This is a genomic window from Pseudomonas sp. H3_E07 (genome assembly GCF_054668895.1).
This window is the reverse complement of sequence record NZ_CP162795.1, coordinates 105,731-118,510: the sequence shown is the minus strand read 5'-3', so window position 1 is coordinate 118,510 and position 12,780 is coordinate 105,731. Positions and strand designations below refer to the sequence as shown.

The 12,780-nt window shown below is 60.0% G+C and carries 12 protein-coding genes and 1 pseudogene; 2 read left to right on the top strand and 11 right to left on the bottom strand.

Annotated features, from left to right (window positions below; translation table 11 throughout):
* Nucleotides 1-466: 466 nt before the first annotated feature.
* On the bottom strand, nt 467-1,216 hold the full coding sequence (gene map / locus AB4O08_RS00505) for a type I methionyl aminopeptidase (RefSeq protein WP_010210778.1): 750 nt from the start codon (nt 1,214-1,216) through the stop codon (nt 467-469).
* Nucleotides 1,216-1,416 (bottom strand): ParD-like family protein, encoded by a 201-nt coding sequence (locus tag AB4O08_RS00500; RefSeq protein ID WP_010210776.1) that lies wholly within the window; start codon nt 1,414-1,416, stop codon nt 1,216-1,218. The genes map and AB4O08_RS00500 overlap by 1 nt, the downstream gene beginning before the upstream one ends.
* A gap of 273 nt (nt 1,417-1,689) precedes the next feature.
* On the opposite strand from AB4O08_RS00500, the gene ilvA reads away from it, so the two are divergent.
* A complete protein-coding gene (ilvA, locus tag AB4O08_RS00495) occupies nt 1,690-2,712 on the top strand; it encodes a threonine ammonia-lyase, biosynthetic (protein WP_010210775.1) in 1,023 nt (340 codons plus the stop codon).
* A gap of 234 nt (nt 2,713-2,946) precedes the next feature.
* Nucleotides 2,947-3,216, top strand: a complete 270-nt coding sequence (locus AB4O08_RS00490) for a DUF1652 domain-containing protein (protein WP_044287058.1) — start codon at nt 2,947-2,949, stop codon at nt 3,214-3,216.
* Nucleotides 3,217-3,323: 107 nt separating this feature from the next.
* Here the strand turns inward: AB4O08_RS00490 and AB4O08_RS00485 are convergent, their stop codons facing one another.
* The 9 genes and pseudogenes from AB4O08_RS00485 to AB4O08_RS00445 all read right to left on the bottom strand — a co-directional run bounded on the left by AB4O08_RS00485 (nt 3,324) and on the right by AB4O08_RS00445 (nt 12,577).
* Nucleotides 3,324-3,593 (bottom strand): DUF2790 domain-containing protein, encoded by a 270-nt coding sequence (locus AB4O08_RS00485; RefSeq protein ID WP_010210772.1) that lies wholly within the window; start codon nt 3,591-3,593, stop codon nt 3,324-3,326.
* A 169-nt stretch (nt 3,594-3,762) separates the two neighbouring features.
* Nucleotides 3,763-3,999, bottom strand: a pseudogene (locus AB4O08_RS00480) (hypothetical protein); the annotation flags it as partial.
* Nucleotides 4,000-4,142: 143 nt separating this feature from the next.
* Nucleotides 4,143-5,081 (bottom strand): carbohydrate kinase family protein, encoded by a 939-nt coding sequence (locus AB4O08_RS00475; protein ID WP_045792221.1) that lies wholly within the window; start codon nt 5,079-5,081, stop codon nt 4,143-4,145.
* A gap of 12 nt (nt 5,082-5,093) precedes the next feature.
* The gene (gene xylB, locus AB4O08_RS00470; protein ID WP_460114630.1) at nt 5,094-6,575 is read right to left on the bottom strand and encodes a xylulokinase; all 1,482 of its coding nucleotides are present in this window, start codon (nt 6,573-6,575) and stop codon (nt 5,094-5,096) included.
* 141 nt (nt 6,576-6,716) lie between these two features.
* Complete coding sequence (locus AB4O08_RS00465; protein ID WP_460114629.1) at nt 6,717-8,198, bottom strand: mannitol dehydrogenase family protein; 1,482 nt, start codon at nt 8,196-8,198, stop codon at nt 6,717-6,719.
* 18 nt (nt 8,199-8,216) lie between these two features.
* Entirely contained in the window at nt 8,217-9,320 is a 1,104-nt protein-coding gene (locus AB4O08_RS00460; RefSeq protein WP_010210760.1) for an ABC transporter ATP-binding protein, read from the bottom strand.
* Between the two features lie 22 nt (nt 9,321-9,342).
* Nucleotides 9,343-10,173, bottom strand: coding sequence for a carbohydrate ABC transporter permease (locus AB4O08_RS00455; protein ID WP_010210759.1), 831 nt, complete (start codon nt 10,171-10,173; stop codon nt 9,343-9,345).
* A 10-nt stretch (nt 10,174-10,183) separates the two neighbouring features.
* Nucleotides 10,184-11,077 (bottom strand): carbohydrate ABC transporter permease, encoded by an 894-nt coding sequence (locus AB4O08_RS00450; protein ID WP_029529156.1) that lies wholly within the window; start codon nt 11,075-11,077, stop codon nt 10,184-10,186.
* A 177-nt stretch (nt 11,078-11,254) separates the two neighbouring features.
* Entirely contained in the window at nt 11,255-12,577 is a 1,323-nt protein-coding gene (locus tag AB4O08_RS00445; protein WP_047543193.1) for an ABC transporter substrate-binding protein, read from the bottom strand.
* Between the last annotated feature and the right edge of the window lie 203 nt (nt 12,578-12,780).

The following is a 12,780-nucleotide window of genomic DNA, read 5'->3' as shown; positions in this document are numbered from 1 at the left end:
AGATAGAGAGTAGGAAACGGGTCAGTTCTAAGGCCGCCGCGCTTGGCTGAGAGATCAGTCACCTACCTGCTTTTCTGTGGGAGCTGGCTTGCCAGCGATGCAGACACCTCGGTACATCAGGCACATTCAGTTGAGGCCATCGCAGGCAAGCCAGCTCCCACATTCGACCGAGATAGAGAGTAGGAAACGGGTCAGCTCTAAGGCCGCCGCGCTTGGCTGAGAGATCAGTCACCTCCCTGCTTTTCTGTGGGAGCTGGCTCGCCAGCGATGCAGATAACTCGGTACATCAGGCACATTCAGTTGAGGCCATCGCAGGCAAGCCAGCTCTCACATTTGACTGAAATCGAGAGTAAGAAACGGGTCAGCTCTAGCGAAGTGCCGAGGGTTGCGGCGAGAGCATTTTTCTTACTTTTGACTGGGCCGGCATTCCGGCTGTTCGAAAGTGAGCCGCCGTATGGGCAACCGTCTAAGTCTGCAGGGTCAGGACTTCAAAGCCATCCGCGGTCACTGCCACCGTGTGCTCCCACTGCGCCGACAGGCTGTTGTCCTTGGTGACCACCGTCCAGCCATCCTTGAGGCTGCGCACTTTCGAGCTGCCCTGGTTGAGCATCGGCTCCACGGTAAACACCATGCCTTCACGCAGTTCAAGTCCGGTGCCGGGGCGGCCAAAGTGCAGGACCTGCGGTTCTTCATGCATCTGCCGGCCGATGCCGTGGCCGCAATACTCGCGCACCACGCTGTAGCCGTTGGCCTGCGCATGGCTCTGGATGGCATGGCCGATATCACCCAGGCGGGCGCCGGGCTTGACCTGGCGGATACCGGCCCACATCGCTTCGAAGGTCTTCTCGACCAGGCGCTGGGCCTTGGGCGTAACGCTGCCGATCATGTACATCTTGCTGGAGTCGGCAATGAAGCCACCTTTTTCCAGGGTGATGTCGATGTTGATGATGTCGCCGTCCTTGAGGATTGCCTTGGCGCTGGGCATGCCATGGCACACCACCTCGTTGATCGAGGTGTTGATGGAGAAGGGGTAGTCGTACTGGCCCAGGCTGGCAGGGCGCGCCTTGAGGTCGTTGCGGATAAAGGCTTCGACGGCGGCATCCAGTTCCAGGGTAGAGCGGCCGGCGGCGACAAAACCGTCGAGCATGGTGAAGACCTGGGCCAGCAGGCGCCCGGCTTCACGCATCACGGCCAATTGTGCGGCAGTCTTGATCATCAACTGCGCCCTCGGATCAGGTCAGGTTTGTCCAGCAGCAGTTTGTTGATCAGCTCGTTGTAGGGCAGGTGAGGGTTGAGTTCGGCGAGCAGGCCGATCTTGATCCAGAACTCGGCCTGGGCGTTGATGGAGCGGTCCATCGCTGCGCTGGCCAGGCGTAATTGTTCGTGCAGGTGGTCGGTGATCTTGACGATGCCCATGGTCATCACTGTGCAGTGGGAATATACAAAGCGTATACGTTTCGTATATAGAACGTAAACCCCCAGCCGCTAAATGGCGCTTGGCCATTGACTTGATCGCGGGCCGCCGGTTAGTTTCGTCACATGACTTTTCAAGCCTTCCGCAGCCAGCCAAGCATTATTACCGCCATTCCTCATTTGGCGGGATAGCGCACGGCTGTACCCAGACCCGCCCTAGAGGCGGGTTTTGTTTTTCCGTCTCCAGGGTCTTTGACAAAAAGCCAGGAGACATCCATGAGTAGCTGCACCGCGCCTCACACCGCCGACCCGGGACTGCTTGAGCATTACGTGAAGAAGATTCTTGCTGCCCCGGTGTACGACCTGGCGGTGCGTACGCCCTTGCAAGCGGCCCCGGCCTTGTCGGCATTGCTGGGCAACCAGGTGTTGCTCAAGCGCGAAGACTTGCAGCCCACCTTTTCATTCAAGATCCGCGGCGCCTATAACAAGCTGGTGCAGCTCACGCCTGAGCAAAGGGCCCGTGGCGTGGTCACCGCGTCGGCGGGTAACCATGCCCAGGGTGTGGCCCTGGCAGCGCGGGAGTTGGGGATCAAGGCGCGTATCGTGATGCCCGCCAGTACCCCGGAACTCAAGGTGTTGGGCGTACGTTCACGCGGTGCGCAAGCCGTGCTGCACGGCGCGAGTTTTCCTTTTGCCCTGGCCTATGCGCTGCAGTTGGCCGAGTCGTCCGGGTGCACCTTCGTGTCGCCCTTCGACGACCCAGACGTGATCGCCGGCCAAGGCACCGTGGCTATGGAGATCCTGCGCCAACAGCAGGGGCCGCTGGACGCGATCTTCGTGCCGGTGGGCGGTGGTGGCCTGATCGCCGGCGTCGCCGCCTACGTCAAATACCTGCGCCCGGACGTGCGCATCATCGGCGTCGAACCCGAGGGCTCCAGTTGCCTGTTGGCGGCGTTGCGTGCCGGTGAGCGCGTGGTGCTGCCCAGCGTTGACGGGTTTGCCGACGGTACGGCGGTGGCCCAGGTCGGCGCCCACGGGTTCGAGATCTGCCGGGACTGGGTGGATGAAGTCATCACCGTCAGCAATGACGCGTTGTGCAGCGCAATCAAGTTGATCTACGACGACACGCGCTCTATCACCGAGCCTTCCGGGGCGTTGGCGGTGGCGGGCATTCGCCAATACGTCGCCACTCACAACCTGCGCGGGCAGACGCTGGTGGCGATCAATTCCGGAGCGAACATCAACTTCGATAGTTTGCGACATGTTGCCGAAAGGGTCGCTGCGCAAAGTGTCGTTTGACCTTAAGTCCAGGGTTAAACGTTTAATCGTAGCCGTTCGACGACGATCCCATTGACGCTGTTCAACCTCTATAACCAGGCACAGTGCTTATGAGGAAAAGTTACAACGAGCGCTGACTTAGCCGAGTACGCTTGGGTGTTACAAGCGTCTTCCAGGGCCGGCAAGACGCGGCGGGCGAGCGTCCGCCAGATTCATAACAATCTGTTGGCAGTCTCAGAAAAGGAGAGGTTGACCATGCTTTCGGAATTAGAACTTCGCAGCATTATTGAAGGAAGTTTCCTGCCCAGACGGTGCGAATGCACCAAAGCCGAAGATGCCTCGCTGACGATCAAGGTCTACGATGACCGTGACCGCGACCGGGTGGATTTGGAAGTCAAAGGAATCGATGCAGACAAACTCGACAGCAGTCGAGCCATTTGCAACCTGATCACCGGGTTGCGCGAAGACCTCAAGCACACCCACGCACCTACACTGCAACGAGTGGGAGGGCGCGTCTACTATTAGCCGGGGCGAGCTTGCTCGCGAAAATCGGCAACGATAACGCGGGTAGCCTACTACTCAGTGGCGTTTTAAGTGCTTCGTGAGCAAGCTCGGTCCTACGGTGGTTCGCTTCAATTCTGGAAATCGCAGGCATCGGACATCTTCCGATAGCTCACGTCTTCCACCTTGCCTGCCTTGTCCAGAAACTTGATATCGGCCTTGATGACTTTGCATTCGTCGGTCTGGGCTTCGTTCATGGCCAGGACCTTGTCGATGTTCATCGGCAGGCCATAGTGGTAAGGCACGGGTTTCACGGCGGCTGTTTGATCGTCGGCCTGGGCCAGGCCTGACACAGCCGCCAGTGAAAAGGTGGCACCGAGCATCAATGTGCGCAGTTTCATGGTGGTTCTCCGCAAGTGGGTACAGCGTCACTCTCGACTTGCGGGATTAACCATCGATTAATGTTTGCCTGGCTGACAAAACCTTCATCTTCACCAGCTCATGCGCACGCCGGCGGTGCCGCTGACCCCCTCCATCGCGTTGCTGTCCAGGTGGGTGTTGTAGTCTGCCGCCAAGTAGACGCTTACCGTTGATGGTGCCGGTGCCACCTGCAGGCAGCGTCAGGCTGTTATTGCCCAGGAGATCGGTCAGGCCGGCACTGCTGCCGCTGTCGCAGATGAAGGTGTCGTTGCCCGGGCCGGGAGTGAGTGCGCAGGCAGCGTAGGACTGTTGTGGTGTGGTGTACTGCAGTGAGAGAAGGCCGACAGCTAAAACGGCGCGGGTTGATAAGCCGTTGCTTTTTTGCATGGGTCTTTCCTGCATTTGTTGTAATTACTGCTCCTGTTTTGGGTTTAGCACAGTTTTCCCGCTTGGCAATGTGTGTATAAACGCGCGCAGGCCACGGAATACGTGGCCTGCGTGGTGGCACATTGCTCATGTTGCTGCTGGGTTCAACTCACCTGGCGGCGGTAAGGCAGGTCTGGACCGGTCTTGGTGCAGGTCAATGCCGCGGCGCGAATCGCAAAGCCCAGCATGGCGTCGATCTGGTCGCGGCTGAGCTGCTGCAGGCCGTCAATCGAGTCAAATTGTTGCTCGGTCAACCAGGCAATCAACGCGGCCTGGAAGGTATCGCCGGCCCCCACCGTATCGGCCATCACCACCTTGACGGCCGGTTGTGACCAGTGGCCGTGCTGGCGACTGAACACACTGGCGCCATCGCCGCCTTGGGTCAGGAACACCAACTGGCAACGGTGCTGCAGCCAACCCTGCAACACGCTTTCAGGGGACTGTTCGGGGTAGAGCAGGTGCAGGTCTTCGTCGCTGACCTTGATCAGGTCGGCATGCTTGACCAGCTCTGCCACGCGGTCGCGCCACAGCTGGATATCCGGCTGCGGGTTGAGGCGCACGTTGGGGTCGAGGCTGATCAGGCGCTTGCCGCTTTCGCGCTTGACCAGGCTCAGCAGGGTGTCGCCGATGGGTTGCACCACCAGGGAGAACGAGCCGATATGCAGGCCGCGAATGTCATCACCCAGCTCAGGCAGATGGGCGACTTCCAGCAGTCGGTCGGCGCAGCCTTCACCACGGAAGTTGTACTGCGGTGAGCCATTGGCGCCCACGGCGACCATCGACAAGGTGGTCGGCGCGGCAAATTCCACCAGGAACTGCTCGCTCACGCCCTCATCCTTGAGCACCTGCAATAAGCGGCGACCAAGGAAGTCAGTGGACAAACCGCCGAGCAAGCCCGCCTCGATACCTAGGCGGCGCAAGCCTACCGCGACGTTGAACGGCGAACCGCCGGCAATCGCCTTGTAATTGACCTTGGACGCCTGCCCGCTGGCATCTTCCTCGCTGAAAAAATCAAACAGCGCTTCACCACACACCAGATACATAGTCTTTCGCTCTTAAAGGGTTGCCACAAGCTGCTGATAGCGCTCGTAGGCTTGTTGATATGCGCTGACACTGGCCGCTACCGGCAGCGCACGGCTGGCCGGGTCAACGCTCACGCACTTGTCGCACAGGCTGGCCAGTGACTCGCCGGACTGGCTCCAGGCCGCCTGAATCGCGGCGCCCAGCGCGGCGGCTTCACTTTGTTCGGTGCAGACCACTTCGGTGTTCATGATATCGGCGACCATCTGCCGCCAGATCGGGCTTTTCGAACCGCCACCGATCAAGCGGATGCTCTGGCTTTGCAACCCTGTCTGACGCAGCAAGTCCAGGCCGTAGCGCAGGCCGAAGGTCGTGCCTTCGACCACCGCGCGACACAGGTTGGCGCGGGTCAGGTTGGTCATGGTCAGGCCGTGCAGGCTGCCGGTGGCGTGGGGCAGGGCGGGCACGCGTTCGCCGTTGAGAAACGGCAGCATGCTGACGCCGTCCGCGCCAATCGGCGCTTGCTCGACCAAGGCATTGAACGCGGTCAGGTCCAGATCGAAGAGTTCGCGGATCACCCCGGTGGCGTTGGTCAGGTTCATGGTGCAGATCAGCGGCAGCCAGCCACCGCTGGATGAGCAGAACGTGGCGACCGACGCCTGCGGGCTTACGCTCGGCTGGTCGGCAAACGCATACACAGTGCCCGATGAACCCAAGCTCATGGTGATCACGCCAGGCGCAATGTTGCCAGTGCCGATGGCGCCCATCATGTTGTCACCACCACCACTGGAAACGATGGCATTGGGGTTGATGCCCAGGCGTTCGGCAATTGCCGGAAGAATCGTGCCGACGCTTTGATCGGCCTCGATCAGTTGCGGCAAGGCGTTTTCAAGGCGCCCACTCGGGTCGATGTGCTTGAGCAGCGCCACATCCCATTCACGGGTGCGCACGTTGAAGTAGCCGGTGCCTGACGCATCGCCGTATTCCGCGACGGCGCGACCGGTGAGCCAGTAATTGAGGTAGTCGTGGGGCAGCAGGATATGCGCGATACGCGCAAAAATGTCCGGGTGCTGTTCGCGGGTCCACAGCAGCTTGGATACTGTGTAGCCCGGGGCAATCGCCACGCCGAGGCGTTCCAGAGAGCCGCTTTCGCCGCCCAGGTGCTGCAAGAGTCGCTCGTTTTCCGGCGCAGTCTCGGTATCGCACCACAGCTTGGCCGGGCGCAGTACGCGGCCCTGGTCATCCAGCAGCACCAAACCATGTTGCTGGCCGGAAACGCCGATGCCGAGGATGTCCTGGCCATCCACGCCCGCCTGTTGCAGGGCGCGGTGGGTGGCTTCGGTAAAGGCGTCCAGCCATTCCTGGGTGTGCTGCTCGCGACGGCCATTGGCGCCGCTGATCAGCGTGTGCGCCGTAGCGCCCAGGCCGAGTACCTTGCCGCTGGAAGCGTCGAGGACGATGGCCTTGGTGCCTTGGGTGCCGCAGTCGATGCCGAGAAACAGGTTTTGCTGGGTCATGAGGATTTGCTCAGCAGTATTGTTTTTTTGAAGTGGAAACCCTATCAACGGTGGGAGCTGGCTTGCCTGCGATGGCGGTGGTCCAGTTAGCCATGATGTGACTGATAGATCGTTATCGCAGGCAAGCCAGCTCCCACCTATTTAATTTGGTTTCTTCAGTAGATGTTGCAGTGTTGCGGTGACGCCGTTGTCACGCAAGCTGACAAAGCAGCGCTCGAAAGCTGCCACAAACCCAGGCGAGTTGGGAATAGCCGTACCAAAAATCTCTTCCACCGCCAACAGGCGTTGGCTGATCAGCGCGTCATCACTCACCAGCCCCTGGCAAAACTCAGCCCGCGGATCCGGGATCTTGTAGCTCACCCCGTTTTCATCCACACCTTTCAAATACAACGCCCAGGCCGCCACCACCAGCGCGGCGCGCTCAGTCTCGCGGCCATCGGCGATCAACCGGTTAATGGTCGGTACGGTGAACTTGGGAAACTTCGACGAGCCATCCGAACACACGCGCTCCAACTGATCGGCAATCGCCTGGTTGGAGAAGCGATCCACCAGCGTCTGCTTGTAGTCCGTCAGGTCGATGCCCGGCACCGGTGCCAGGTTAGGCGTGACGTCCAGGTCCATGTAGGCGCGCATGTAGGCGACAAACACCGGATCGTTCATGGTCTCGTGCACAAACCGATAACCCTTGAGAAACCCCAGGTAGGTCAGCGCCAGGTGGCTGCCGTTGAGCAGGCCGATCTTCATTTCTTCATAGGGGGTGACGTCATCGGTGAACTGCACGCCGACCATTTCCCAGGCCGGGCGACCGTTGACGAACTTGTCCTCCAGCACCCATTGCACAAAGGGTTCGCACACCACCGGCCAGGCATCGTCGATGCCGTGATCATCATGCAATTGCAGGCGGTGCGCGGTGCTGGTCATCGGCGTGATGCGGTCGACCATGGCATTCGGGAAACTCACGTTGGCCTTGATCCAGTCGTGCAGTTCGGCATTGTGCAGGGCGGCGAAGGCCAGCAGCGCCTTGCGCGTCACGGCGCCGTTGTGCGGCAGGTTATCGCAGGACATCACGGTAAATGCCGGAGTGCCGGCGGCGCGGCGTTTGGTCAACGCGGCACAGATAAAGCCGAACACGGTTTTCGGTGCGCTCGGGTGCGTCAAATCATGCTGGATCTGCGGCAGGTGGGCCATGAACTCACCGTTGCTGTCGTCGATGCAGTAGCCGCCTTCGGTGATGGTCAGCGAGACGATACGAATTGCCGGGTCAGCCAGCTTGTCGATCAACGCCTGGGCGCCGTCTTCGGCCAGCAGCATGTCGCTGATCGAGCCGATCACACGCACTTCGGTGTCATCGGTATCGCCCAGTTCATACAGGGTGAACAGGTAGTCCTGGCCGGCCAGGTCGTCGCGGGCCTTGCGGTCTTCGGCCCGCAGGCCGACGCCGCAGATGCTCCAGTCCAGGCCAACGCCGGTGTTCATCAGGGCGTCGGTGTAATACGCCTGATGTGCGCGATGGAAGCCACCGACGCCGATATGGGCGATGCCCTGCGTGGTACTGGCGATCTCATAGGTGGGCAGCTTCACTTGCGGTGCCAACTGGGCGAGGTTCTGTTTATTCAGTTTCATCAGCAAAGTCTCGCGAAATCAGGCGGCAGCGCGCAGTGGGCGGGCCACGGCAACACCGTCGGTGTCGAACAGATGGCAGTGCGCCGGGTCCAGGTGCAGGTGCAGCGTCTCGCCGTACTGGCTGGCCATGTCGCCGCGAATCCGCATGGTCAGCGGTTCGCCATTGGCGGTGATGACATGGCAGAAGGTGTCGCTGCCCAGGCGTTCGCCGACGTCGGCGGTGACGGTCAGGGTGGTTTGGCCCGGGGAGGCAATTTCCAGATGTTCCGGACGAATGCCCAGGGTCACTGCACTGCCCACGCTCAAGGTGGCGCCACTCAGCGGCAGGTTGATCAACGTGCCAGCGTCCAACTGCACTTCGCAGCTTTGGCTTTCAACACGGGTGACTTTGCCCTTGAGGAAACCCATCTTCGGCGTGCCGAGGAAACCCGCCACAAACAGGTTGGCTGGCTGGTGGTACAACTCCAGCGGCGAGCCGACTTGCTCGATACGGCCACTGTTCAGCACCACCACCTTGTCGGCCAGGGTCATGGCTTCAACCTGATCGTGGGTCACGTAGATCATGGTCGCTTGCAGCTCTTTATGCAGGCGCGCCAGTTCCAGGCGCATCTGTACGCGCAGGGCGGCGTCGAGGTTGGACAGCGGTTCGTCGAACAGGAAGATCTTTGGGTTACGCACAATCGCGCGACCGATGGCCACACGCTGGCGCTGGCCACCGGACAACTGCTTGGGCTTGCGCTCCAGCAACGGTCCCAGTTCCAGGATGCGTGCCGCCTCGCTGACCTTGCTCTCCACCAGCTTCTTGTCGACACCGGCCAGGTCCAGGGCAAACGACATGTTCTTGCGCACGCTCATGTGCGGGTACAGCGCGTAGGTCTGGAACACCATCGCCAGGTCACGCTTGGCCGGGGTCACTTCAGTGATGTCGCGGCCATCCAGTTCGATGGTGCCTTCGCTGACTTCTTCCAGGCCGGCGATCAGGCGCAGCAGGGTGGATTTACCGCAGCCCGACGGGCCGACGAACACCACGAATTCCTTGTCGTTCACTTCCAGGTCGATGCCTTTGATGATCGAGAAGCCTTCGAAGCCTTTTTGCAGATTCTTGATTTTCAGGTTGGCCATGATGAGCCTCCGCTAGGAATTATTATTTAACGGCGCCAAAGGACAAACCGCGCACCAGCTGTTTCTGGCTGATCCAGCCAAAGATCAGGATCGGTGCGCAGGCCAGGGTCGAGACGGCGGACAATTTGGCCCAGAACAAGCCTTCGGGGCTGGAGTAGGAGGCGATCAATGCGGTCAACGGCGCGGCGCTGGAGGAGGTCAGGTTCAGCGACCAGAACGCCTCGTTCCAGCACAGGATCAGCGACAGCAATACGGTGGACGCCAGGCCGCCTTTGGCAATCGGCAACAGTACGCGGACCATCTCTTGCCACAGGGTCGCGCCATCCAGGCGGGCGGCTTCGAGGATGTCCTTGGGAATGTCCTTGAAGTAGGTGTAAACCATCCACACCACAATCGGCAGGTTGATCAGGGTGTAGATGATGATCAGCGCAATGCGTGTATCCAGCAGGCCAAAGCTCTTGGCCAGCAGGTAGATCGGCATCAGCACGCCCACGGGTGGCAGCATCTTGGTGGACAGCATCCACAGCAACGTGCCTTTGGTGCGCTGGGTCTCGTAGAACGCCATGGAGTAGGCGGCCGGCACCGAGATCAGTAGGCAAAGCGCCGTTGCGCTGAAGGAAATCAGCACCGAGTTCCACGCATAGCTGAAGTAGTTGCTGCGCTCGTTGATGTGCAGGTAATTCTCCAGCGTCGGCGTGAAGATGAACTGCGGCGGCGTGGCGAACGCGTCGATTTCGGTCTTGAAGCTGGTCAGCACCATCCAGAAGATCGGGAAGAAAATCAGGATCGCGATGGCCCAGGCCAGGGTGCCGAGCAACAGGCTTTGCAGGCGGCGGGATTGTTGAAGCGTCATGGCGCGGCCCTCAAGGCTTGTCAGTCAGGTTTTTGCCGATCATCCGCACCAGGATGATCGCCGCGATATTGGCGATGACCACGGCAATCAAGCCGCCGGCCGAAGCCATGCCCACGTCGAACTGCACCAGCGCCTGGTTGTAGATCAGGTAGGCGAGGTTGGTCGAGGCGTAGCCGGGGCCGCCGTTGGTGGTGGTGAAGATTTCAGCGAACACCGAGAGCAGGAAGATCGTCTCGATCATCACCACCACGGCAATCGGGCGGGCCAGGTGCGGCAGGGTCAGGTGCCAGAAGATCGCGATGGCGCCGGCACCGTCCAGGCGCGCGGCTTCCTTTTGTTCCTGGTCGAGGGACTGCATGGCGGTCATCAACAACAGGATCGCGAAGGGGAGCCACTGCCACGACACAATGATGATGATCGACAGCAATGGGTAGTGCGCCAGCCAGTCCACCGGCTCGGCGCCGAAGAACTTCCAGACGGCGGCGAGAATCCCCGAGACCGGGTGGAAAATCAGGTTCTTCCAGATCAACGCACCGACGGTGGGCATGATGAAGAACGGCGAAATCAGCAACACCCGCACCAGGCCGCGGCCGAGGAACTCACTGGCCTCCAGCAGGGCACTGATCAACACGCCGAACACCACGCTGATCAGCAGCACGCTGCCCACCAGCAGTAAGGTATTGGTGGCGCCGGGCAGGAACCCCGAATCGGTGATGAAATAGGTGAAGTTCTCCAGCCCCACGAACTCGTTTTCGCCGGGGTAGAGCAGGTTGTAGCGGATCAACGAAAAGTACAGGGTCATGCCAAGCGGCACGATCATCCACAGCAGCAGCAAGGCCACCGAGGGGCTGACGAGGAACCAGCCGGGGTTGGCCAGGCGGTTTTTGGGTGTGGTTGTATTCATGGTGATCAAAGCCAGTCGATTACATGCAGAACCAGAGTCGGAGCGCGATCAAATGTGGGAGCTGGCTTGCCTGCGATGGCATCATCTCGGTGTAACTGACAGACCGAGTTGTCTGCATCGCAGGCAGGCCAGCTCCCACAAAAGCCCTGCTCCCACATTTATGGTGGTGAGCCTGGACTATTTGGGATAACCCGCCCGCTTCATTTCACGCTCGGTGGTGGTCTGTGCGGCGGTCAATGCTGCATCCACCGTCTGCTGACCGGTCAGTGCGCCCGAGAAGAACTTGCCGACCTGGGTACCAATCGCCTGGAACTCAGGAATGGTCACCAACTGGATACCGATATACGGCACCGGCTTGAGTGTCGGCTTGGTCGGGTCTGCGACTTTCAGCGATTCGAGGGTCACCTTGGCAAACGGCGCGGCCTTCATGTACTCGTCGCTGTAGGTGGATTTGCGCGTGCCTGGCGGTACGTTGGCAATGCCGTCGGTCTTGGCCACCAGCTCGCCATATTCCTTGGAGGTTGCCCAACTGGTGAACACCTTGGCGGCATCCTTGGCCTTGGAGCTGGTCGGAATGGCCAGGCTCCAGGAGTACAGCCACGAAGTGCCTTTGTCGGTCTTCTCGTGGGGGGCAAAGGTAAAGCCGACATGGTCAGCCACTTTGCTTTGGGTCTTGTCGGTGACGAATGAGCCGGCCACGCTGGCATCGACCCAGATCGCGCACTTGCCGCTGTTGAACAGCGCCAGGTTTTCATTGAAACCGTTGCTGGAAGCACCCGGCGGGCCGGATTTCTTCATATTGTCGACGTAGAAGTTCAGCGCGTCTTTCCATTCAGGACCGTTGAATTCCGGTTGCCACTTCTCGTCAAACCAGCGCGCACCGTAGCCGTTGGCCAGGGTGGTGATCAGCGCCATGTTCTCGCCCCAACCGGCTTTGCCGCGCAGGCACAGGCCGTATTGCTCTTTGGTCTTGTCGGTGAGTTTGCTGGCGAATTCGCCGATCTGCGTCCAGGTCGGATGCTCAGGCATGGTCAGCCCGGCGTTCTTGAACAGGTCGGTGCGGTAATAGGTGATCGAGCTTTCGGCGTAGAACGGCAGGGCATACAGCGAGCCCTTGACGGACAAACCGTCACGCACCGAAGGGAACACATCATCGAGGTCGTAGGACGCCGGCAGATCCTTCATCGGCTCCAGCCAGCCCTTGGCGCCCCAGAGTGCAGCTTCGTACATGCCGATGGTCAACACATCGAACTGCCCGCCCTGGGTGGCGATGTCGGTGGTGAGGCGCTGACGCAGCACGTTTTCTTCGAGCACCACCCAGTTCAGCTTGATCTCCGGGTGCTCGGCCTCGAAGGTTTTCGAGAGCTTTTGCATGCGGATCATGTCGCTGTTGTTGACGGTGGCAATGGTCAGGGTCTGCGCGCCAAAGCTGACGGCGCTGAGGGTCATGCAGGTCATCATGCAGGTAGAGGCAAGCAGTGCTTTTGCTGTGAACTTCATCGCGCACTCCATTTCCGCGCCCAGGGGGCTACAGAAGGACAGTTATTGTTGTTGTGTCTTCCTACGGGTTGTCAGGAAGAGTGTGCGTTGATTACAGCCTTCTCAAGACGATGTGACAAATCCTTGGGAACACTGGTACTGATACTTTTTTGCACTTCCCTCGGGCTTGGGTAAAACGTTTCACTGATTGTTCAGCCGAAGGC